This is a genomic window from Parasphingorhabdus cellanae, assembly GCF_017498565.1.
Lineage (GTDB): Bacteria > Pseudomonadota > Alphaproteobacteria > Sphingomonadales > Sphingomonadaceae > Parasphingorhabdus > Parasphingorhabdus cellanae.
In genome coordinates this window covers 3,264,920-3,285,908 of record NZ_CP071794.1, presented here as the reverse complement: position 1 = coordinate 3,285,908, position 20,989 = coordinate 3,264,920, and the positions used below count along the sequence as shown (strand labels likewise).

The following is a 20,989-nucleotide window of genomic DNA, read 5'->3' as shown; positions in this document are numbered from 1 at the left end:
ATTAAACAAGCTTTCCCATCCCCCGACGTGCTTTCAGCCTATGGGAATCAGTTACGGCTGTTACAAACGGGAATTAACCCAAATTGGGTCTATTTTTCCTTTCAGTCACATTGGAGACGCCTGACTTTCATCAATATGTCACACGCATAACCTGATGCCGTAACAGCAATGCTGCACTTGCACAGTCATTCTCCCGCTGCTGCAAGTAAAGGCTCATTTTGATGTTAAAACGCTCCCGCTCCAAGACTTCCCTGCCCGCCCTCGCCCTCTCTCTTGCCTTTGCGGCAAATTCCGTATCCGCCGTCGCTCAAGACAATCTTGATGCAGCAGATGGTGGCGCTGCCGATGACAATGTCATTATCGTTACTGCGCAGAAGATCGAACAGCGCTCGACTGACGTGCCGATCACTATCTCGGCTGCAACCGGTGAACGGCTGCGCGAGCTGGGCGTTTCAGATTTGGACGAGCTTTCCAATTATATCCCCGGCCTGAATATTCAGGAACAAAGCGCTAATAACCCCGGTATTGTTATTCGCGGAATCACCTCTGACAGCGGATCGTCGCAACAAGCGCCCCGGGTCACATTATATTATAACGGCGTGGATATATCCCGCTCGCGCGGCTCTTATCAGGATGCTTATGATATCGAACGGATCGAAGTGATCAAGGGGCCGCAAGCGACATTGTTCGGAACCGCGTCCGCGGTCGGCGCGATCAGCATCGTCTCAAACAAACCGGAAGCCGGCTTTTCAGGAGAGCTGTCCGGCAGCTATGGCAATTTTGATGCCTATACGGTCGCAGGCCATCTCAACGCCGGGTCGGATATCATTGCTGGGCGGGTGGCCTTCGCCTATAAACGGCGGGACGGCTATGTCGAAAATCTGGCGCCCAATCAGGATGATCTCTATGCCCAGAACCAGCTCGGCATCAGGGGATCGCTGCGCTATACCCCCAGCGACGATTTCACCGCCGATCTGATATTCACCTATGATCGCCAACGCAATTCCGGCACGCCTTTCATTTCGGGCTCCCTGCCAACGACAGCAGGTCCAGCCAATCCCTTTGGTCCGGCTTTTCTTGGCGGATCGCCGTTTTTCCCGGAAGTTCTGGGTGACGACGAACTGGGCCTGATCCGGGATGTCTATGATGCGAATTTCACATTCTCGTGGGATTTTGATGATGATTGGACGCTGACAATGGTCAACGGCTATCGCAATTTCGATTCCAATGAAATATTCGATGCGGATGGCTCGGCCGCGGTCTATCTGGAATTTGCCGAGGAAGCGCAGGGGGACCAGTGGAGCCATGAAACCCGCTTTTCCTATAATAATGGCTCGACCTTTCGCGGGTCCTTCGGCTGGAATATTTTCCGCGAAGACAGCAACCAGCGCGTGCCGCTGGCCACCGATGAGGTAAGCTTCCTGCAGTGCTTTCAAGGCCAAGTGGTAGTCGGCGTGCCCTGTGTCAGCGCGGACGGGATACCCGCTGGTCCTGCCATAGAAGCGCTGACAGGAGGCACGGTTACCGCCATTCCCTATACGCTGGAATTTGAAAACCTGGGGAAAAATGACAGCTATTCTGTATTTGCCGATGGTACCTGGATCCCGATCCCAGAACTGGAACTCACCGCCGGTATAAGGGCGATAATTGAAAAGCGCCGCTCGGGCTATCGGGCCTTTGCTCCAAACTCTGTTCTTGCTGGTATTCCGCTGTTTCCGGTAACCGATACAGCCGGACAAACATTCCGCACAGAAGACAGTTTTCAAGCCTTCTTACCGCGTTTCAACATCCTGTATCGCTTTTCGGACGATATTAACGGCTTCGCGACAATCTCCAAAGGCCGTCGCTCCCCTACCGTCGACCTTGATGCAACGGGCAGCGCCAATGGACCGATTGCAGACTTCACCGCCATTCCCGAAGAAACGGTATGGAATTATGAAGTCGGCCTGAAAGGATCGTTTGGCCCTGTCTCTGGTTCGCTGGGCGTCTATTATCAGACTTATGAAGGCTTTCAGGTCAGCGTGGTCAACCCCGAAACCGGACTGGCAGAAACCCAAAGCGCCGGTAGTGCCAAAAACTTTGGTGTGGAGGCAGAAGTCGGCATTCAGGCGGCCGACTGGCTCAATATATTTGCCAATATCGGTTATATTGATGGCGGCATCGACAATTCCGACGACATTGCTGACAATTTTCGCGATGCCCGTTTCCGCCTGCAACCGGAAGTACAAGCCGCTGGTGGCTTCACGATCGACTATCCGATTAATGACAACACACGCTTTTTCATGACCCCCAGCATCACCTATCGCAGCAAGATATTCTTTCAGATTCCGAATGATCCGGCGATTAGCGAGGATGCCGTTACATTGGTCAATCTGCGTGCTGGGATGTCTTTTGCCAATGATCAGTTCGAACTAGCCGGGTTTGCAAGGAACCTGACCAATGAAAATTATCTGCTCGATGCTGGTAACACTGGCGGTGCTTTTGGCATACCCACATTCATTCCGGCCGAACCACGATTTTACGGGGTAGAGCTAACCGCCAGATTTTAACTTGCAGAACGGACCAACCAACTTGCCCGAAAACCCCTTTCCGACTAAACTTTGCCGGAAAGGGGAGTTTCCATGCGCCAAGCCAAAGCTATATTCTTCACCGCTATCGCCGCTATGGTGCTGATCCACGCCCCGACTGCGGCCAGCGCGCAAAAACAGGTGATCATCCCTGAAACACTGAAAGACAGTTACGAGAATTTCCGCTTTGCTCCGGCGGTGCGAGCAGGCGATATGGTTTACTTATCGGGCGTTGTCGCCAGGCTACAAGATGACGAAACCGACGCCGATATCACGCCAGCGGTTGTTCGCGCCTTTGAGGAAATAGAAATGATCCTGAAAGCATCAGGCGGCGACTGGAGAGATGTTGTCGATGTGACATCTTACCTCACCGATCTCGATAAATATATTGGACCGATGTGGGCGGTAAAACAGGAACGGGTTCCAGCACCCTATCCGGCGTGGACAGCCATCGGCGTAAGCCAGCTGTTCGGCGGTGAAAAGGCAATTATCGAGATCAAAGTCACCGCCTACCTACCGCTTGCTGAAGCGGCTCAGTCTGGTACTGATGGGAAAGCCGAGAATTAGGCTGCTAACCGCGGTGGGCGAGCACAGCATTTTCGACGCTAATCCGGTGGCGCAACAGGATCGCGTTCAATATCGAGAAGAGTAACGCCACCCATGGTAATCCCATCAACAGGGGGACAATCGCAATTTCAAGAACGACGACCAAATAATTGGGATGGCTGAAAAACTTGTAGGGTCCGCGCTTGACGCGGTCAAAATGCGGGGCGGAGATAATCCGTGTGGTCCACCAGCGGCCGATGGATGCCAAAGTCCAGACGCGCAAGATTTGGGTGCCAATGAAAAACGCAAGCAGGACTGGATTCAGCGCAAGCAAAGGATCAACCAGCAGGAAAATAACCACCAGCCACGCGCTATGGAGGACAATGAACCAGTGATAATGATCCGCGCCAAATTCCTTGCCGCCTTCTGATAGCAGCCGCTTGGTATTACCGTTCGCATAGACCAGTTCGCCCAACCTCTGTGCGACAATGTAGATCAGAACCCATGTGACGAGGGTCGGAGGAGTGGTAAAAATCGCGCCTAAATCATTCATCAACCTGTTCCTGCGGGTCCAATATCCCCAGTACGGATGTAAAGCCGGGACCAAGCGCCGTCATCAAGATAGGTTTCTTAGGATTATCACTGAGTAGTTTTTCCAGCACGAATAACACGGTCGGCGATGACATATTGCCATGATGTTTCAGCACATCCCGGGTTGCGGGGATGCCGGAAAGCTCTGGCGCGAAATAACCTTCCAAGGCTTCCACAACCCTGCCGCCGCCCGGATGACAAGCAGGTTCGCCAAGATCGCTTTTTTCCAATCCCTGTTCCGCCAGAAAAGCGTCACAAAAGGGCGTGAAATCTTTGGTCACGAATGTCGGGATATCGCGGGCGAGCACGAGATCAAATCCGGTTTCGCCAATGGTCCAACCCATCATATCGCGTGTGTCTGGCCAGGTTTTTTGATCGAACGCCCGAAAAGATGGTCCAGTGCCCCGCCCGCCCTTACCGGTCAGAACGGCAGCGGCGCAGCCATCGGCAAACAGGGCAGTTGCGATCATATTCTTCTTGTCAAACTGACTATAATCGTACGACAGGCTGCACAGTTCCAGCGAGATCATCAGCACATTTTGCCCGCCATTGGCATCCGCCAGATCATTGGCCAACCGTAGCCCCAATATACCGCCCGCGCAGCCATAGCCGAAAACCGGAACGGTCTGCACAGATTGACGAAACCCCATAGACTCGATCAAACGACTCGGAATCGAAGGCGTCATTGTGCCCGTGGTCGAAATCATCATGATGACGTCAATGTCTGTTGGCTGCAGGCCTGCTGCCACCATTGCCGCAGCGGCCGACCGCTCCGCTAATGTCCTGCCCACTTCATCATAGATTTGCGCGCGTTCCGGCCAGCTGCGTTGCTTCAGATAATAGTCGGGGTCCCGGGCGATATATCGATGATCAATCCCGCTATTGCCCAATATCTGCTTCAATCGGGCGGGCAAAGCCGACCCACGCGCCTTTGCCAGCACGGCCAGAACATCCTCTTGGCTGATCTTATGGTCAGGAAGAGCGGTCGCGATGGATGTCAGTTGGGACATAGGAGATGTTCGCACAGCATATTCAAGCTGTTACACATAGCTGTTTCATAAACCAAAGAATAATCTGCACAATGCCCGAACGGACGTATCAATGATATTCCCGTTGCGAACTGAATAAGATGGGCTAGCATAGCACGTAACAGGGAAGGTTATAGCAATCGCCGGAATAGACTTGGCATTGGTCGATATAATATTGCGTTTGCTCACCATAGGTGGGCAGATCATGATCATCGCTGTCTTGATCGCGGGCAGAATACGCACGCGGCTCAAAATTGCTGCTATTGGATTGCTGGTTAGCTCGATGGCCTATATTATTAACTCGTCTGGATTTGCCCCGGATGCAGGTATTCCAGACATGGTGATCGATTTCATATCCGTATCCACTACCATCTGGGCGTGGGTGTTTGGCCACGAACTATTTGAACGCCCGATCAACAAAAAAATTCTGACTGGCGCTTCGCTGATCTTATTTTTGCTATGGGCGAGCGCAAACCTGTCCGCGGATGGCCGATGGCTAACATTTGATGCGATCCGCATTGTCTCGTTGGCCCTGATCGCACATCTATTGGTAATAGCTATTGGAGGAAGAGCGGATGATCTGGTCGAAAAGCGCCGGTTGATAAGCACCTATTTGCCATTGTTGATCGGTTTGCAGGTCGGCGGCGTGCTGCTATTCGAATTGCTATATGGAGGCCATAACATCCTGCCCGCAGCATCAGCCGTAAACGCGTCTTTCATTTTTCTGTTGGTTTTGTGTGCCGGTTCGGCGTTACTTATTGCGGAGCCCGAAGTTTTGGTCGAACGTGGCTACTCGCCAGCCAGAAAATATACAGCTACAAATCTGTCCCCAAGCGAAACCGTTCTCCATGACAAACTTATCGCCGCTATGGATGAAGGACAATATCGTACCCCGTCACTGACCATCGCGACACTGGCGGCGCAGCTTGATGCGCCGGAACACCGGCTCCGCGCGCTGATTAATAAACAACTTGGCCATCGCAATTTTTCGTCGTTCCTCAACGGCTATCGAATCACGGAAGCGAAAGAAAAACTGAGCGACCGCGCCATGGTTGATCTGCCAATCCTGACCATTGCGATGGATTTAGGCTATGGGTCACTTGCCCCGTTCAATCGCGCATTTCGCGCCGAAACTGGCCTAACGCCTAGTGATTTTCGTAAATCAGCGATTGATCAAAACTGAAATAGTCTGATCATTTTCAAAATCGCACAGCATTTTTCAGCATTGCAGCGATACGGATCAGGCTTTCTGCCACTTTGCCTTCATCAAACCAATATCGCTTTTGATGGAGAAAAAGATGCCCGGACTATTTAATGACATAATCGACCATATGATCGGCGCCTTTACTTTCGATCTGGGCCGCTACCTGATCGCTGCGGGCGCCTTGTCTTTCATTCTCTGGGCCTTCGGCAAATGGAGCGAAGCGCGGCGCATTCAATCACGTCAAGCCGGGTTTGCTGATTATAAACGTGAGTTTCTATCTTCCATGCGGACGGTCGTTGTCTTCGGCCTGACAACCATCAGCACCGTCTTGCTGGAAGCGAGTGGCTGGATCACCGTAATGACCGGTGAAATTATCTGGCCGCTATTCGTCGTTCAGCTTTTGGCGATGATCGTGGCCCATGATGCCTATTTCTATTGGATGCACCGCTGGTTGCACACGAAAACCATGTTCCGCTTCTCGCACCTGCATCATCACAAGTCACGCACGCCAACACCTTGGGCTGCTTACAGCTTCTCATCTTTCGAGGCGATGACCGAGGCTGCCTTTGTGCCGATCTATGTCTTTGCTGCCTCTATCCTGTTCGACGGCATGTATCCTTTTGCGATCTTCTTGTTCCTTGCCCATATGATTGTCCGCAACGTCATGGGCCATGCCGGGGTTGAGCTGTTCCCCGCTGGTTGGACGCGTAACAAATTTGTCGGCTGGATCACCACGACAACCCATCATGACCTGCACCATAGTCAGGGTAACAGCAATTTCGGCCTCTATTTTACCTGGTGGGACCGGATGATGGGCACTGAACATTCTGATTATGAAGCGCGCTTTGATGCAGTGGCCAAACCGATCCAGCTATCGGTTGGGGCAGCAGCCAATATCAGCATCGCTGCATTTTCATTGTTGGCGGTGGTGACCACAGCTAATTTGATCTGATATATGCTTTCCTACAGAGCGCGCCTCGTGATATTAACATGACTTTATCACTCGGTTCCAAACACATGACTGATGCTAGCGTCGCCAGCAGACGCAGCTCATAATATTGCAGGGCAGCATAATGGAACTTTTTCGCTCATTCTGCGTATATTATGTATAAACCCGCGAAAGAGGGATAAGATATAGATCCACGCAGACCATTGGCAAAATTAGATTTTATAGGAAAAATTCGCTTTATGTTGCAGTGCAACATTTTTCCTTGACTTTGCCGACCTCCATCCCTATTTGTGCACTGCAACAAACAAATGGAAGCAAAGATGGCTGATACAAATACAACCGACAAACAGGCTGTTCCGGCTGCTAAAAAGCCCGCCAGCCTCTCTGCTGAGGCGGCTTACGCGGCCGCTGCATCTGCAGAACCCGTAACCGCTGAAAAGGCACCTGCTGAAAAAGCAGAGGCCAAGGCAGCACCAAAGACCGTATCGACGACCGCTGCTAAAAAGCCGGTCGCTGCTGCGGCAACCAAAACGGCTTCAAAACCCGCTGCAAAGAAGCCTGCAGCAAAGAAAGCGGCTCCGAAGAAAGCTGTTACGAAGCGCAAAGACGCTCCAAAACGCGCCGCTACCACGACCAAAAAGACTGTTAAGAAAGGAACCAAGACAATGACCACCGCAACAAAACGCACCACCGCAACGAAGCGCGTAGCGAAGAACACCAAAGCCGCTAACACGAAAGCTGCCAACAAAGCGAAAAACGCTGCTGAAACACTCGGTAACCGCTTTGAGAAGCTGACCGCAACGGCTCAGGAACGCGCTAAAGACGTTGCTGATCGTGCTGTTGAAGCATCCAAGAACGCTGTTGAATTCAACCGCGAGAATATCGAGACCCTGATCGAAAGCGGCAAAATCACCGCTAAAGGCGCTCAGGAAATCGGCAAAACCAACCTCAAGTACACCCGTGAAAATTTCGTTGAAGCCAGCCGTGCTCTACAAGGCGTTTTCAGTGTTGCAACACCGAAAGACTTTTTCGACAAGCAGACCGACTATCTGCGTAACGGCATGGACCGGGTTGTTGACCAGACGTCGAACAATGTGGATGCAGTGACCAAATTGGCTGGCAAAGCCTATCAGCCAATCGCTGATCGCGTCAGCACCATCCGCAAGGAAATGAAAAAAGCCGCTTAAGCCGCTTTTAACGTCACGCAAAAAGGCCGCTCCCGAGGGAGCGGCCTTTTTCATTTGTGCAATAATCGGACGGTTTGTCGTAAAATCATCGCCGATTGATCAATCCGCCACTTGCCCTCTGGGGTTAAAATACCATATCTTGTCGAACATGATTAAAGCAGAGATTCTCTCCCTCACACTATTTGACGCCGACCCGCTCCTCTTGCAGGCTAACGAAGCCTCTCGGCCGCTTGAACTTATGGCCGGGGACGACGATGATGGCGCAGATAACAATGGCGCCGGAGATGGCGATGATACCAATATTGGCATCGCAACAAAAACACGGACCAAGACCAAAAAACCCAACCCCTATAAAGTCCTGATCCTCAATGACGACTATACACCCATGGAATTTGTGGTGCTGGTCCTCAAACGCTTTTTCCAAATGGATATTGACGAAGCGACAAGGGTCATGCTGCACGTTCACCAAAAAGGGGTCGGCGTTTGCGGGACATTCAGCTACGAAGTGGCGGAAACTAAGGTTACGCAAGTTATGGACTTCGCGCGTAAGAACCAGCATCCGTTGCAATGTACTTTAGAAAAAGACTGAGCCCATATCCTATTTTTTAAGGAATAAGTCATGTCAGAGACCCCGGTGATTACCGTCGATATTGTCTCCGATGTCGTCTGTCCGTGGTGTATTATCGGTTATAAAAAGCTCGAACAGGCAATGCAGCGCTTTGAAGGCAAAGCGCAATTCGCCCTTGCCTGGCACGCCTTTGAATTAAATCCGTCCATGCCTCCTGAAGGGCAAGATATTGATGAGCATATGGCACAGAAATATGGCGCTACACCGGATCAAAGCAAAGCCAATCGCGAACGGCTGCGCAATGCTGGGAGCGATCTCGATTTCGAATTTAGCTACCATGAAAACATGCGGATGGTGAACACTTTCGATGCGCACCGGGTGCTGCATTGGGCCGGTGAGACAGGCAAGCAAACAGCGTTAAAACTGGCCCTGTTCAAAGCGCATTTTACTGACGGCAAAGATGTCAGCGATCATGAAGTGCTCATTGCAGTCGCAGGCTCTGTAGGCCTTGATGAGAAACGCGTCCGCGATCTGTTGGGAAGCGACATGTTTGCCGCCGAGGTTCGTTCCATTGAAGCCCAATGGCAAGACCGGTTCATCTCCGGCGTTCCCGCCTTCATCTTTAACAAGAAGTTCATGGTGCCCGGCGCTCAAGACAGCGATGTCTTTGCTCAGATTATCGAGAATAAGGTGCTCGCTGCAGCAGCCTGAGACTAAGTCTTTGGCGGCATCGGAAAAAAGCCGGATGTCCGTTCAATATAATCGACATAGTTCGGCCGGTTCTTGCGCAGGGAATGTTCCAACATCGGCGCGCCACTCCACTTTGTCAGCGTAAAGCTCAGAAATAACGGCCCTACAACCGCTAACCAAACTGGCCAACCGACTTGCGCGGCGACCAACCAGATACCCCACCAGGTGCAAAAGTCGCCGAAATAATTGGGATGCCGTGTATAGCGCCAGAGGCCGGTATCAAGCACTTTGCCTTTATTGTCCGGATTGGACTTGAAAGTCCTGAGCTGCGCGTCACCAATAGTTTCAAATGTGATGCCAATCATAGCCAGAACCAGGCCAATAATGGCGACCGGACTCAGATCCTGATTTTCCGCCAAGAATATACCAATTTGTGCTGGCAGGCAAACCATGAACAATAATGGAATCTGCAACACCCAAACCTTGATCAAAGCCGTTTTGGCAAAGCTCCAACCCTTTTTCTTCATCGCTGTGCTAATGATCTTCGCATAGCGAGGGTCTTCTCCTTCCTTACGCCAGCGCAATAGCAAATGTGTGCCCAACCGCACGCCCCACGTCACCGTCAAACCAAATATCGTCCAGCCAAGCCAGCCGGTATTTCCCGCCTGCACAATGGACGCTCCAGCAAGGATCGCCATGCCGTAAGCCCAAAAAGAGTCGATGAAGGATACATCACGGATCCTGACAGAAATCAGCCAGAGGATGATCATAATTCCCACCAGCAGAATGAAATTCTGGCCGAGCGCCAATAGCAGACTCATGATTTATTGCCTGATTTTCCTCCACCCGATGCCGGGTCGGCTGCAGTATGCACAATGTCATCCATCGCCTTGTCAGGATATTTGGGCGTGACGCTGTGATAAAAGCTGCTGATCTTGGCCATATCCGCCTCATAGTCTCCGGTCACTTCGATTTCCGGGCCCAGTCCGCCGGTTTTCTTGGCATAATCCATCATTCCGACGATCAACGGCACTTTGGCTTTTAGCGCAATATAGTAGAAACCGGTTCGCCATTGCCGCACATTGCCGCGCGTCCCTTCTGGCGGAATAGTGAGAATGAAATCATCGCGCTTGTTAAACTCCGCGACCATCGCATCAACCATATTCTGAGATTTGGAACGATCTACCGGAATTCCGCCCATTCGCCGCATCATATCGCCAAAGGGCTTTTTGAAGAGCGTATCCTTCCCGATCCAGTAGGAGTTGATTTTCAAGCTATTGGTCAACCCGAAAAAATAGATAAAGTCCCAGTTGCTGGTATGGGGTGCTGCGATAATTACACATTTTCGCGGTGCTGGGTTTTCCTGAACCGCCTTCCAACCAGTGATCGTATAAACAAATACGGAAAAGCGCCGGACAATTTCCGACAACCAATTGGGTTTAATATTATTGTGCACGCTTCCCCCGTTTGCGATTCTGCTCGCATATGTGAAAGGACCATAGGTTCATTTCACTCAAGTGCAACGCCCGATACAATCCGTAAATTAGTGCAGGTTCAGCTTTTAGCAATCTGAAAAGTCTAGATTTTAGTTGGTTTGTGAAAATGGGGATAAAGATCATGAAATTGTCGACACTCATCGCATCTGCTGCCGTCCTTTCAGCGCTCTCGCTACAACCCGTTATAGCACAACAGCTATCTACTGCTGAAATAAGGACTCTCCCACAGGTTGACTATGCCGGCTTTCTTCAATTGACCGAAGAACTCTCCGAATATCGCCAAGAACGGTTGGTCGATCTAAAAAAATTCAACGCCATCGCGAAGGATCAAAATGCAATAATTCTCGACAGCCGATCTGCGGCCGCTTTTGCGCAGGGCCATATTGAAGGCGCAATCAACATACCTTTTTCGGACTTTACCGAAGAAAAACTTACCAAGTTGTTGGGAGATAAAACGCGGCCGATCCTGATCTACTGCAACAATAATTTCCGTGATGATATCCCGCCCATTCCGCTAAAACGGGCACCGCTCGCGCTGAATATCCCAACATTTATTAATCTCTATGGCTATGGATATGAGAATATCTACGAGCTAAATGGGGTGACCCATATGGCGGATCCGCTTGCGCGTTGGACAGGAATACCTAGAACTCTCACGATAAACCCATCTCAATTGTCTCAGAAACCTATCGAGGATGCGACGCGCGCCAACTAGACGGTGTTTCGAAGCTTCCTTGCCAAATACCGCGCTTCGCCTTTTCGGCGCTAGCTTCTTCGCGACCATAAACTACCTGGTCAAAACTATCAGAGGATATGGCGTGCCCCTGTTCGACCATAGCGGCGCCGAGATCCTGGTTACCGCTTGAACAGGTCACAATCGTTCGGCCATATTTATCACGGGCATGAACTTCACAGCTATATTGGCCTTCGCTTAACCTCTTTTCCAAAGCAGTCCGCGCCGATTTCCCGCAAGGCCAATTGCGATTGTCCGTATCTTTACAGAGCTGGCGATATTCAGGCGCATCAATACCGTAAATGCGATACTCGGTGGCAGCATCTTTGAAGCTATCCCCGTCAATGACTTGCACAGTTTTACCATTCACCGTGATCGTTTCCGGATCAATCGCCCAGCGTCCAAACGCCCATGATCCGCCAACAATCAGCAAAAACAATAGTATTGTCTTGACGTTTCGAAAAAATTTACTGGCCATTGCCAGCCAAGCCTAGCTTGTTATCGGGTCTGCGCAATACCGATATGACGGAGCTCGGTTAACCCGCCTGCTTCAGGGTCGGGTATTTTGAAACAATATGATCAAACACAGCGGGGTGCAGGCTTTGCACAAATTCACAACCAAAAATATCGCCATCTATCCAGCATATTTTGCTCTCAATCGCGGCGAAAGATGGCAACCCCATAAAAATATTTTTTTCACCCGTCAGCCGCGTCATGCATCGCATACGAAATCCGGTCATCGACAAATCCATAATCGTCGCTTCAATGCGTCCAAGACCTGGCTCGCGGACTTCTGCAAGAATTTCTACGCCAGTACGCGTAGATATCCGGTGATCGCCCCGCTTCGACTTTGCCATTATTTCCCGTTGATCAGATTTGCCGCTCATTGCCAATAAAATCCCGACGTTAGTGCCTTAGGATGTTCGACCCTCTGGCGGTTTTCTTGGCCCTTTTGAGCCTCTGGTATCTGGGACTGACAAATACCAACAGATGATTATGCAAAGGTTAACAGCGAACCTGTTTTATCTGGTTAATATGAGAATGCTGAATTTTCATTAAACTATTGTTTTAAAAGAATTTAACTTGTTAACTTCACACATTCCACTTCCTTTATCGCACGGCGTATTAAGCTTCTTCTCGCTTTCCTACACCGAAGCTACCGTGATAAGTTATCCGAAATTTTGTCTCCATTATGATCGGAATCTTCACGGGTCGAACATCGTGAGACTTGTGTGAACTTTGAAGCATCAATGCGGTGCTTCAAACAACCAAATGAACTGCGTGCACTTTGTAAACTTCGTCGGGAATTCTCTGCAAATCCGGTGATTAAGCCCATCATCAAAATTGATCCTTGCCGCTCGTTCCCGACCTCTGCAATAGAATGGTGAAAACAAGGGGTGAAAGCGCAATGATATCAGCAATCGGATTAATCGGCGGGCTCGCGCTGCTCATTTATATGACAGTGAAGGGCGTAAATATTTTGATCGCCGGACCGATTGCTGCCGCCATTGTTGCCGCAACCAGTGGCTTGGCGTGGTTACCACCGCTTGCAGCAGAAGGCGCACCGGATTTTGCCACCGCCTATATGGACGGCTTTGTCAGCTTCTTCAAAAGCTGGTTTTTCATGTTCCTGCTCGGCGCAATATTTGGTGAAATTATGGGCGCATCTGGGGCGGCCGCCAGCGTCGCGCACTGGATCATCGAAAAGATCGGTATCAAACATGCCGTACTCGCCGTGGTTGCTGCCTGTGCGGTCCTAACCTATGGCGGAGTTAGCGTCTTTATCGTTGCCTTTTCAGTCTATTCACTGGCGGTCCACCTTTTCCGAGAAGCTAATTTACCCCGCCGCTTCATTCCTGCTGCTTTGGCGTTCGGGTCTGTTACCTTCACAATGACTACGGCGGGAAGCCCGGAAATCCAGAACTTGATCCCGATGGAATTTCTAGGGACTACCGCTTATGCCGGTTGGGAAGTCAGCCTTGTCGTTGCCGTTTTCATGGCCATAGCCGGACATTTTTGGCTCAACTGGATGGTGAAACGAGCGGTGGCGAATGGTGAAACATTTGTTGGCCGAGAAACTGATGATGCCAATACCGATTATGGCACCCTACCTGCGCCGATCTTGTGTCTCCTACCGCTAGCTGCTGTACTCGGCATCTTCCTGATATTTCAATATCCACAGGACATGGGGCCATTGTCAGCTATTTTGCCGCAAAACTCGCTCGATAAATGGGCCTTGGTCGCGGCATTGGGCTCCGGCGCGATTGTCGCGCTTGCGGTCGGCTACCGCAAGCTCAAGGCAATGCCCGAAGCCTTCTCGCGCGGGGCCACCAGCGCGGTGGTCGCGATTACCAATACTTGTGCCGTCGTCGGTTTTGGCGCGGTTGCCAAACTGTCGCCCGCTTTTCAGGAGGCGTTGGTCATGGTGCAGAATATTCCGGGCAGCCCACTTATCGGGGCAGCGATTGCGGTGACCGTGATCGCCGGTTTAACCGGCTCGGCCTCTGGCGGACAGACCATCGCCCTGCCGCTGATCGCACCGCATTATCTGGATGTCGGCGCACAGCCGGACGAACTGCACCGGGTGGTCGCCATTTCCTCTGGCGCACTCGATAGCCTGCCGCATAATGGTTATGTCGTGACCACCATACGAGCGGTTTGTGGTGAAACCCATAAAGATGCCTATGGCGCTGTCGGCGCACTGACCGTGGTCATACCGGTCATTGGTACGATCATGGCGGTTATGTTATTCACGATGTTCTGATGCCGGGAAAGATATGACCTTAACAACCCGCCGATATACGGCCACAGACAAGCAGGACTATATTGCTCTCAATCTCGACTGGATCGAGGAATCTTTTACCCTGGAGCAAAGCGACCGCGATCAGTTGGAAGATTTGGAAACAACTATCCTTAAACCGGGCGGCCAGATCATCATTGCCGAATGGGATGGCCGTGTAGTTGGCACCGGCGCGATCTTGCCGCCTCATCATGATCCAAAAGATGGCCGCAATTGGCTGGAAATCGTTAAGATGGCGGCTCGTAAAGACTTGCATGGGCAAGGTATTGGTCGGGCGGTGTTGGAAGCGCTAATTGCCGAAGGACGGACAATGGCAGCGGACACTATCTGGCTGGAGACGAATAACGACCTGAAAGCCGCGATACGCCTATACGAGCGATGCGGCTTTCAGCATTTATCTGGCGATGACCTGTGGCCTACCCCTTATGCCCGATGCAATGTACAGATGGCGCTGGAGCTGTGACTCTTATTTCATCCGCTCGATCTTGCTTGCGGCTTCATCAATAATCGCCGCAACGTCGAGGATTTTTTCAGACCCCTTTTCCTCATCAGCAAGCCGGATACGGATCGCGCTTTTCATATTACTCATGGCACGGCGAATAGAGGCGCCATCAGCCGCCTGATCCATTTGCGCGATGCCCTCTAATCTAGCAAGAATATCAGCAATATGTTTCTCTTCTTCGGCCAAAAGAGCTGTCCCGGCATCGGTAATGGAGTAGATTTTTTTGCCGCCATCATCGACTTGTTCGTCAATCAGATCCATCTCGGCCATCAGTGTCAGCGTCGGGTACACAATTCCGGGGCTCGGCGCATAGTGACCGCCGGTGAGTTCCTCAATCTGCTGGATAAGGTCATAACCATGACGCGGCTCCTGCGAAATCAAATGAAGCAGCACCAGCCGCAACTCCCCACGCTGAAAAACCCGCGCACGGCGCTTGGCTTTCGCCCCTTCAAAGGCGGCCGCGGCAAAGGCGCGGGCAAATTTCTGTCCGTTCATAGCGCCCCAACCTCTACCGCGCCAAGAGCCTGATCCACAATCATTATAGTTTGCATATCGCATAATATTTCTTTCTTTTCATGTCTAAGCTGTTTCTAAGATATATCTTAAAGCGAAATATGCAATATCTGGATCAGCCAGAAGAACGAAGCGATTGATCAAAAAGGGAAGTTTTTAGAACTAACTATATGCCATTAGATTAAGCAAATTTGTTCTCTTTAATTGGACGAGAAGACCGATCTGATAATCTCAGTAAAGAGATATTAAATATTTCTATTCTAATTTAGAAATAGATTTCGGAGATTCCTATGAAAAGCAAGCTTACGCAAGTAATAGCGTTCATATTCCTGTTTTCGTTGTCTACTGTTTCTATCTTGAATATCTACCAGTGGTTTAGCGATGGTACCATCCGCACTCGAGGGTCCGATCATACTGCCTTATCAGATAGTCCGCTGGCGTTCATAATGGTCTTGTTTATGTCATTCGTTATTCCAATCATATCGCCTTTGGCTGTACGATCATATTTCCGGTCGAAAAAAGCCCAGAAGGATGACATAAATTCTCTTGTCCGCCGAAGCATTAATCCGGAATTCGACAAAGACGTCTAGATTAGATCACTCAGGCTTCTTTGCCACACCGACAAAGGCGGGACGCAACAACCGGTCCTTGATCATGTAACCAGCCTGCATTTCCTGCACCACGGTTCCCGGTTCCTGTTCGTCGGTCGGAACTTCGACCATCGCCTGATGCTGGTTGGGGTCCAGCGGCAGGCCGACGGAAGCCACCCGTTTGATGCCGTTTTTCTCGAATACGGTTTCCAGCTCCCGCCCGGTAGCTTCGATGCCGCCAATCAAGCCTTTCCATTTTTCTTCGTTCTTAATTTCATTTGGAATGGCAGCAAGAGCCCTTTGAAGATTGTCGGATACGCTCAAGATATCGCGGGCAAAACCGGTCGCCGCATAGGCCTTTGCATCCTGCGCATCTTTCTCCAACCGGCGGCGGACATTCTGGGTTTCCGCCTGCGCATAGAGAACCTGCTGCTTGGCTTCGGCCAGCTCATTTTCAAGAGCCGCGATGCGGTCATCTTGCGATGTTTCGTCGGAGCCCTCGTCTCCGCCTTCTTTCATTGCCTCTGGCACGCCGTCCAGCTCTGCAGCTGCGGCTTCGTCGAGCTTCGCATCTTCATTATCTTGTGGTCTTGTATCACTCATTATTTCGTCACTCATTTCAACAATCTGGACAGCGTTTGCGCCGTGAAATCTACCATGGGTACGACGCGGGCATAGTTCAAGCGGGTGGGTCCAATAACTCCTACCACGCCGACCACTTGTCCCTCGCCATCTTTATAGGGGGCCGCTATCACAGATGAGCCGGAAAGGGAGAATAATTTATTCTCTGCACCGATAAATATTTTCGCGGCGTCTGCATCACGGGCGTTATCCAGCAAACGTGATATTTCCTGTTTACCTTCCAACTCATCAAGCAATTGCCGAACCCGATCGAGATCTTCCAGCGCGCTGTCCTCCAGCAAATTGGCCTGTCCCCGCACTATAAGCATGGGGCGCTCCAGCGGGTCTTTGGTCCAGGTTGCAAAACCGCGTTGCACCAAATCTTTCGATGCCTTGTCTATAGCCATGCGACCAGCTTGAATGTCCTTATCAATACGCGATAGGGCGTCCGAAAGTGTCATCCCGCCAAACTGCGCTGTAAGGTAATTACCAGCCTCAATAAGAGCAGACGCCGATATGTCGATGGGCAAATCAAGTACACGATTCTCAACACCGCCATCCTGGCCTACAAGGATAGCAAGTCCCTGTCCTTCCGACAATTTTACAAAACTGAACTGTTTCAGCAGAGGCTCCCGTTTAGGCACCATGACAAGACCTGCACAGGCCGACAGTCCAGACAGAATCGCCGTCGTCGCCGACAACGCCTCTTCAATCGGACCTTGGTCACTAATTTGTGATTCAATCGCCTCACGCTCTTGTTTTGACGGTTCCGCCGCCTGCATCATGCCATCAACAAAAAGCCGTAATCCCATTTCGGTTGGAACCCGACCGGCGCTAGTATGGGGAGCCGCGAGCAGACCGAATTCTTCGAGGTCCTGCATAACATTGCGGATCGAGGCGGGTGAGAGTTCAAGCCCGGGGGCTTTCGAAATGGTACGCGACCCAACTGGAGCACCATTGTCGAGGTAAGACTCTACCACCACGCGAAAAATATCCTGCGCACGCATCGTCATTTCTGTGATTGGTGTTGTAGTCATAACAATTAGATAGGGTTATTTTTGATTTGATTCCAGCCTTGCAGAATCAGCTACCTGTTCTAAGACATGACCCAAGCAATCCACAGGAGAATCAAACATGCGCCCATCAGGACGCGCGCTCGACGAGATGCGCACTATTTCTATCGAAACCGAATATACCAAACACGCAGAAGGCTCCTGCCTAATTAGCTTTGGCGATACCAAGGTCATTTGCACTGCGAGTATCGAAGAGCGCATTCCGCCTTGGCTCCGCGGGAAGGGTGAAGGCTGGGTTACCGGCGAATATTCGATGTTGCCTCGCGCCACTAATACCCGCAATTCCCGCGAAGCTGCACGCGGCAAGCAATCGGGCAGAACACAAGAAATTCAGCGCCTAATTGGACGTTCTCTGCGCGCCGTCGTCGATATGAAAAAATTGGGCGAGCGTCAGATCACAGTCGATTGCGACGTCATTCAGGCCGATGGCGGTACGCGCACCGCGTCGATTAGCGGAGCATGGGTCGCGCTACGTCTGGCAGTGAATGGTCTGCTCAATGAAAAGTTGATCAGCGAAGATCCAATTGAACAGAAAATCGCTGCAATCAGTTGCGGCATTTATAACGGCAACCCTGTGCTTGACCTCGACTATGACGAAGATAGCAATGCTGGTGCCGACGCCAATTTCGTACTGACTGGCGATGGTAATATTGCTGAAGCGCAGGCGACGGCCGAAGGCGAAACATTTGATGACGAAGGCCTGATGCGGTTGATGCGGCTGGCGAAAATTGGCTGTGGCCAGATTTTCGAGGCGCAGGATAAGGCGGTTTCATAAGCGCGCCCATGACGGAACACCGCAAACTGCAACCCGGAAAGCTTGTCATTGCCAGCCACAATCAAGGCAAGGTGCGTGAAATTCGCGCCCTACTGGCCCCCTTTGGCATCGAGCCTGTATCAGCTGGGGAACTAGGCTTACCGGAGCCGGAAGAAACCGGTACGACTTTTGCTGAGAACGCCCTACTCAAGGCACGAGCGAGTGCGGAGGGTGCAAATTGCGTGGCGCTTGCTGATGATAGCGGTCTTTGCGTTAAGGCTATGAATGGAGCGCCTGGAGTCTATACAGCAGACTGGGCAGAAGCAGCCAACTATGAAGGTGGTCCGGGGCGCGACTGGTATATGGCCATGGGCAAAGTCGAAGGCAAACTGTCCGAGCTTGGGCCAGAAACCGACCGCAGCGCCTATTTTGTCTGCACTTTGGCTCTTGCTTGGCCTGATGGACATTCGGAAGTATTCGAAGGTTCCGTGCAAGGCCATTTAGTTTGGCCGCCGCGCGGGAAGCTGGGCTTTGGCTATGACCCTGTGTTCCGACCCATTGGTTTTGAACAAACTTTTGCGGAATTAGACCCACAGCAAAAGCATGACATGAGCCATCGTGCCAATGCGTTTGAAAAGCTGGTAAAATCTTGCTTTGACTAGTCTGGCCTAGTTAAGGCACTGCCCTACCGATGAAATTTCCTGGCGGACTGTAACGACACACTAACACATCGCGCCTGCTGTCGCTGGCAATACCGCAGCCTATCTTGGTCGTACTCCGCCAGATGATTTGAGTGTAGTGGCCGACATCCTGCCAGCGGCCGGTGCTGCTAACATCCGGGAAAGTTCCTGCAACGAAAAACTGCTTTTCGTTGATCCAGCCATCCACCATGTTTTGGAAAGAAAATGCGCCCGCTGTTCCTGCCCAGAGATTCTCTCCCTGATTGGGGCGCGAAGACCCCGGACTATGTTCGAACCGTCCATTGGAGATGAGTGTTTCTGCATAATCCAGCGCTGCGGCACTCAGCGCGGCGTCGAGCTCTACCGCGGGAACACCGACTTCTGCGCGTGCTGCGTTGTGAGCCGCCAGCATGACCTGCAACATAGAGCCGCTCGGCGGCGTCGGGGTGGGTGTGGGTGTGGGTGTAGGCGTTGGGGCCGGTGTTGGCGTTGGCGTTGGCGTAGGTGTCGGGGTAGGCGTCGGGGCCGGTGTTGGCGTAGGTGTGGGTGCAGGCGTTGGGCTAGGCGCAGAAGATCCGGGTAGCGTTACATCCGGAGGACTGCCGCTTTCGCCACCGCAACCCACCAATAGTGCCAGCATTGCTGCTTGCACGAAATACCGTCCACGCTTAGTGGTTCCCCGATGCTTCATAACCCGTCCTCTCCCGTTTCGGCGAAGCAGACAGACCGTGACGAGATTGCCCTCTATATTCACTGGCCGTTCTGTATCGCCAAATGTCCCTATTGCGACTTTAACAGCCATGTGCGTGATCAAGTTGATCATGATGCATGGCAGAAAGCTCTCTTTTTCGATCTCAGACATGAATATAAAGTTAATCCAAGCCCACGAATAAGCTCGGTTTTTTTTGGTGGTGGCACCCCGTCGCTGATGCGCCCTCAGCTCGTCGCGAAACTGATTTCAGAAGCCGATAAGCTGTGGGGACTGACAGAAGGATGCGAGATCACATTGGAGGCCAATCCCTCTTCGGTCGAGGCCAGTAAATTTGCGGACTTGGCGTCCGCTGGTGTGAACCGTGTTTCCTTGGGATTACAGTCACTTGATGATCAAACGCTGGCGTTTTTAGGCCGTGCACATGATGTCGAGGAAGGTTTGGCTGCGCTTGCGACGGCGCAGCGGAATTTCGGGCGTGTGAACTTTGACCTGATTTATGCACGTCCCGGCCAAAAGCTGGATGAATGGCAGTCGGAATTGCAACAGGCGCTGGGTTTCGGCACCGACCATCTCTCGCTCTATCAGCTCACGATTGAACCTGGCACCCGCTTTGAAACATTGGTGCGCACCGGACAGCTTATTCCCGCCGATGACGATCATTGCGCGGACCTGTTTGATCTGACGCAGGAGATAACCACAGCGGCAGGCCTGCCCGCCTATGAGATTAGCAATCATGCCCGCATTAGTCAGGAAAGCCGTCACAACCTGACCTACTGGCGCTATGGCGACTATATCGGCATCGGTCCCGGCGCGCACGGACGGCGGCTGAACACCGCGACAGAGCGGCATAAGAAGCCGGAGAATTTTCTGTCTGCGGTGGAGCGCAATGGCAATGGGTTGAAAGTGGAACAGGCGCTGTCGCCCGATGTTCAGGCCGCAGAAGCGCTGATGATGGGGCTGCGGCTGGGGGAAGGCGTTGATTTGGCGACGTTGGCCGAGAAAACCGGATTGGCAATGGCCGGGATGGTCGATGAGGCGGAGGTTCAGAAGCTCTGTGGTCTCGGCCTTGTCGAGAGAGACGGTGACCATCTTACGGTCAAACCGAAAGGCATGCCGCTGCTCGACGCGATGCTACCAAAGATTATAGCTGACGTGCTCCGCACTTGATGCGGAGCCTAGGATGGC

At 51.7% G+C, this 20,989-nt stretch carries 23 protein-coding genes; 13 read left to right on the top strand and 10 right to left on the bottom strand.

The window, feature by feature from the left end:
- Positions 1–221 precede the first annotated feature (221 nt).
- Positions 222–2,549: a TonB-dependent receptor gene (locus J4G78_RS15755; RefSeq protein ID WP_207987467.1), complete on the top strand. Its 2,328-nt coding sequence runs from the start codon at positions 222–224 to the stop codon at positions 2,547–2,549.
- Positions 2,550–2,621: 72 nt separating this feature from the next.
- The gene (locus tag J4G78_RS15750) at positions 2,622–3,134 is read left to right on the top strand and encodes a Rid family hydrolase (protein WP_207987466.1); all 513 of its coding nucleotides are present in this window, start codon (positions 2,622–2,624) and stop codon (positions 3,132–3,134) included.
- Positions 3,135–3,138: 4 nt separating this feature from the next.
- On the opposite strand, the gene J4G78_RS15745 is transcribed toward J4G78_RS15750, so the two are convergent.
- Positions 3,139–3,666 carry an isoprenylcysteine carboxyl methyltransferase family protein gene (locus tag J4G78_RS15745; protein WP_207987465.1) on the bottom strand — a complete coding sequence of 176 codons (528 nt, stop codon included), beginning with the start codon at positions 3,664–3,666 and terminating at the stop codon, positions 3,139–3,141.
- Positions 3,659–4,729, bottom strand: coding sequence for a type III polyketide synthase (locus tag J4G78_RS15740; RefSeq protein ID WP_310737226.1), 1,071 nt, complete (start codon positions 4,727–4,729; stop codon positions 3,659–3,661). Before J4G78_RS15740 ends, J4G78_RS15745 begins: the two co-directional genes overlap by 8 nt.
- A gap of 157 nt (positions 4,730–4,886) precedes the next feature.
- Here J4G78_RS15740 and J4G78_RS15735 point away from each other — a divergent pair, with 157 nt between their 5' ends.
- The 5 genes from J4G78_RS15735 to J4G78_RS15715 all read left to right on the top strand — a co-directional run bounded on the left by J4G78_RS15735 (position 4,887) and on the right by J4G78_RS15715 (position 9,351).
- The gene (locus J4G78_RS15735; RefSeq protein WP_207987463.1) at positions 4,887–5,915 is read left to right on the top strand and encodes an AraC family transcriptional regulator; all 1,029 of its coding nucleotides are present in this window, start codon (positions 4,887–4,889) and stop codon (positions 5,913–5,915) included.
- A gap of 115 nt (positions 5,916–6,030) precedes the next feature.
- Positions 6,031–6,888, top strand: a complete 858-nt coding sequence (locus J4G78_RS15730) for a sterol desaturase family protein (protein WP_207987462.1) — start codon at positions 6,031–6,033, stop codon at positions 6,886–6,888.
- A gap of 317 nt (positions 6,889–7,205) precedes the next feature.
- Entirely contained in the window at positions 7,206–8,072 is an 867-nt protein-coding gene (locus tag J4G78_RS15725) for a phasin family protein (RefSeq protein ID WP_207987461.1), read from the top strand.
- A gap of 238 nt (positions 8,073–8,310) precedes the next feature.
- A complete protein-coding gene (gene clpS / locus J4G78_RS15720; protein WP_207990792.1) occupies positions 8,311–8,661 on the top strand; it encodes an ATP-dependent Clp protease adapter ClpS in 351 nt (116 codons plus the stop codon).
- 30 nt (positions 8,662–8,691) lie between these two features.
- Entirely contained in the window at positions 8,692–9,351 is a 660-nt protein-coding gene (locus tag J4G78_RS15715; RefSeq protein ID WP_207987460.1) for a DsbA family oxidoreductase, read from the top strand.
- A 2-nt stretch (positions 9,352–9,353) separates the two neighbouring features.
- On the opposite strand, the gene J4G78_RS15710 is transcribed toward J4G78_RS15715, so the two are convergent.
- Both J4G78_RS15710 and J4G78_RS15705 read right to left on the bottom strand, forming a co-directional pair.
- Positions 9,354–10,151 (bottom strand): DUF1295 domain-containing protein, encoded by a 798-nt coding sequence (locus J4G78_RS15710; RefSeq protein WP_207987459.1) that lies wholly within the window; start codon positions 10,149–10,151, stop codon positions 9,354–9,356.
- Positions 10,148–10,786 (bottom strand): lysophospholipid acyltransferase family protein, encoded by a 639-nt coding sequence (locus tag J4G78_RS15705; protein ID WP_207987458.1) that lies wholly within the window; start codon positions 10,784–10,786, stop codon positions 10,148–10,150. Before J4G78_RS15705 ends, J4G78_RS15710 begins: the two co-directional genes overlap by 4 nt.
- Before the next feature lie 161 nt (positions 10,787–10,947).
- Here J4G78_RS15705 and J4G78_RS15700 point away from each other — a divergent pair, with 161 nt between their 5' ends.
- Positions 10,948–11,541 (top strand): rhodanese-like domain-containing protein, encoded by a 594-nt coding sequence (locus tag J4G78_RS15700; protein WP_207987457.1) that lies wholly within the window; start codon positions 10,948–10,950, stop codon positions 11,539–11,541.
- On the opposite strand, the gene J4G78_RS15695 is transcribed toward J4G78_RS15700, so the two are convergent.
- A complete protein-coding gene (locus J4G78_RS15695; RefSeq protein WP_207987456.1) occupies positions 11,513–12,037 on the bottom strand; it encodes a thermonuclease family protein in 525 nt (174 codons plus the stop codon). The two genes, J4G78_RS15700 and J4G78_RS15695, sit on opposite strands and share 29 nt — an antisense overlap.
- Before the next feature lie 58 nt (positions 12,038–12,095).
- Positions 12,096–12,446, bottom strand: a complete 351-nt coding sequence (locus J4G78_RS15690) for a PilZ domain-containing protein (protein ID WP_207987455.1) — start codon at positions 12,444–12,446, stop codon at positions 12,096–12,098.
- 521 nt (positions 12,447–12,967) lie between these two features.
- Between J4G78_RS15690 and J4G78_RS15685 the strand changes: the two genes are divergently transcribed.
- Together J4G78_RS15685 and J4G78_RS15680 are read left to right on the top strand one after the other, a co-directional pair.
- Complete coding sequence (locus tag J4G78_RS15685; RefSeq protein WP_207987454.1) at positions 12,968–14,323, top strand: GntP family permease; 1,356 nt, start codon at positions 12,968–12,970, stop codon at positions 14,321–14,323.
- 13 nt (positions 14,324–14,336) lie between these two features.
- Entirely contained in the window at positions 14,337–14,822 is a 486-nt protein-coding gene (locus tag J4G78_RS15680; RefSeq protein ID WP_207987453.1) for a GNAT family N-acetyltransferase, read from the top strand.
- A 3-nt stretch (positions 14,823–14,825) separates the two neighbouring features.
- Here the strand turns inward: J4G78_RS15680 and J4G78_RS15675 are convergent, their stop codons facing one another.
- The 3 genes from J4G78_RS15675 to hrcA all read right to left on the bottom strand — a co-directional run bounded on the left by J4G78_RS15675 (position 14,826) and on the right by hrcA (position 17,622).
- The gene (locus J4G78_RS15675; RefSeq protein WP_207987452.1) at positions 14,826–15,356 is read right to left on the bottom strand and encodes a PadR family transcriptional regulator; all 531 of its coding nucleotides are present in this window, start codon (positions 15,354–15,356) and stop codon (positions 14,826–14,828) included.
- Between the two features lie 614 nt (positions 15,357–15,970).
- Positions 15,971–16,567, bottom strand: coding sequence for a nucleotide exchange factor GrpE (grpE, locus tag J4G78_RS15670; protein WP_207987451.1), 597 nt, complete (start codon positions 16,565–16,567; stop codon positions 15,971–15,973).
- Between the two features lie 11 nt (positions 16,568–16,578).
- On the bottom strand, positions 16,579–17,622 hold the full coding sequence (gene hrcA / locus J4G78_RS15665) for a heat-inducible transcriptional repressor HrcA (RefSeq protein ID WP_207987450.1): 1,044 nt from the start codon (positions 17,620–17,622) through the stop codon (positions 16,579–16,581).
- A gap of 97 nt (positions 17,623–17,719) precedes the next feature.
- Here hrcA and rph point away from each other — a divergent pair, with 97 nt between their 5' ends.
- Both rph and rdgB read left to right on the top strand, forming a co-directional pair.
- Positions 17,720–18,433, top strand: a complete 714-nt coding sequence (gene rph, locus J4G78_RS15660) for a ribonuclease PH (protein WP_207987449.1) — start codon at positions 17,720–17,722, stop codon at positions 18,431–18,433.
- A gap of 8 nt (positions 18,434–18,441) precedes the next feature.
- Positions 18,442–19,074, top strand: coding sequence for an RdgB/HAM1 family non-canonical purine NTP pyrophosphatase (gene rdgB / locus J4G78_RS15655; protein WP_207987448.1), 633 nt, complete (start codon positions 18,442–18,444; stop codon positions 19,072–19,074).
- A 10-nt stretch (positions 19,075–19,084) separates the two neighbouring features.
- Here rdgB and J4G78_RS18220 read toward each other — a convergent pair whose 3' ends face one another.
- Positions 19,085–19,783, bottom strand: coding sequence for a CAP domain-containing protein (locus J4G78_RS18220; protein WP_243457127.1), 699 nt, complete (start codon positions 19,781–19,783; stop codon positions 19,085–19,087).
- On the opposite strand from J4G78_RS18220, the gene hemW reads away from it, so the two are divergent.
- The gene (gene hemW, locus J4G78_RS15645; protein ID WP_207987447.1) at positions 19,775–20,971 is read left to right on the top strand and encodes a radical SAM family heme chaperone HemW; all 1,197 of its coding nucleotides are present in this window, start codon (positions 19,775–19,777) and stop codon (positions 20,969–20,971) included. The two genes, J4G78_RS18220 and hemW, sit on opposite strands and share 9 nt — an antisense overlap.
- Positions 20,972–20,989: the final 18 nt, after the last annotated feature.

Coding starts and splice junctions, on each gene's coding strand:
- J4G78_RS15755 (WP_207987467.1), top strand. CDS start 222: ATGTTAAAACGCTCCCGCTCCAAGACTTCCCTGCCCGCCCTCGCCCTC.
- J4G78_RS15750 (WP_207987466.1), top strand. CDS start 2,622: ATGCGCCAAGCCAAAGCTATATTCTTCACCGCTATCGCCGCTATGGTG.
- J4G78_RS15745 (WP_207987465.1), bottom strand. CDS start 3,666: ATGAATGATTTAGGCGCGATTTTTACCACTCCTCCGACCCTCGTCACA.
- J4G78_RS15730 (WP_207987462.1), top strand. CDS start 6,031: ATGCCCGGACTATTTAATGACATAATCGACCATATGATCGGCGCCTTT.
- J4G78_RS15725 (WP_207987461.1), top strand. CDS start 7,206: ATGGCTGATACAAATACAACCGACAAACAGGCTGTTCCGGCTGCTAAA.
- clpS (WP_207990792.1), top strand. CDS start 8,311: ATGGCCGGGGACGACGATGATGGCGCAGATAACAATGGCGCCGGAGAT.
- J4G78_RS15715 (WP_207987460.1), top strand. CDS start 8,692: ATGTCAGAGACCCCGGTGATTACCGTCGATATTGTCTCCGATGTCGTC.
- J4G78_RS15710 (WP_207987459.1), bottom strand. CDS start 10,151: ATGAGTCTGCTATTGGCGCTCGGCCAGAATTTCATTCTGCTGGTGGGA.
- J4G78_RS15700 (WP_207987457.1), top strand. CDS start 10,948: ATGAAATTGTCGACACTCATCGCATCTGCTGCCGTCCTTTCAGCGCTC.
- J4G78_RS15695 (WP_207987456.1), bottom strand. CDS start 12,037: ATGGCCAGTAAATTTTTTCGAAACGTCAAGACAATACTATTGTTTTTG.
- J4G78_RS15690 (WP_207987455.1), bottom strand. CDS start 12,446: ATGAGCGGCAAATCTGATCAACGGGAAATAATGGCAAAGTCGAAGCGG.
- J4G78_RS15685 (WP_207987454.1), top strand. CDS start 12,968: ATGATATCAGCAATCGGATTAATCGGCGGGCTCGCGCTGCTCATTTAT.
- J4G78_RS15680 (WP_207987453.1), top strand. CDS start 14,337: ATGACCTTAACAACCCGCCGATATACGGCCACAGACAAGCAGGACTAT.
- J4G78_RS15675 (WP_207987452.1), bottom strand. CDS start 15,356: ATGAACGGACAGAAATTTGCCCGCGCCTTTGCCGCGGCCGCCTTTGAA.
- grpE (WP_207987451.1), bottom strand. CDS start 16,567: ATGAGTGATACAAGACCACAAGATAATGAAGATGCGAAGCTCGACGAA.
- hrcA (WP_207987450.1), bottom strand. CDS start 17,622: ATGACTACAACACCAATCACAGAAATGACGATGCGTGCGCAGGATATT.
- rph (WP_207987449.1), top strand. CDS start 17,720: ATGCGCCCATCAGGACGCGCGCTCGACGAGATGCGCACTATTTCTATC.
- rdgB (WP_207987448.1), top strand. CDS start 18,442: ATGACGGAACACCGCAAACTGCAACCCGGAAAGCTTGTCATTGCCAGC.
- hemW (WP_207987447.1), top strand. CDS start 19,775: ATGCTTCATAACCCGTCCTCTCCCGTTTCGGCGAAGCAGACAGACCGT.
- J4G78_RS18220 (WP_243457127.1), bottom strand. CDS start 19,783: ATGAAGCATCGGGGAACCACTAAGCGTGGACGGTATTTCGTGCAAGCA.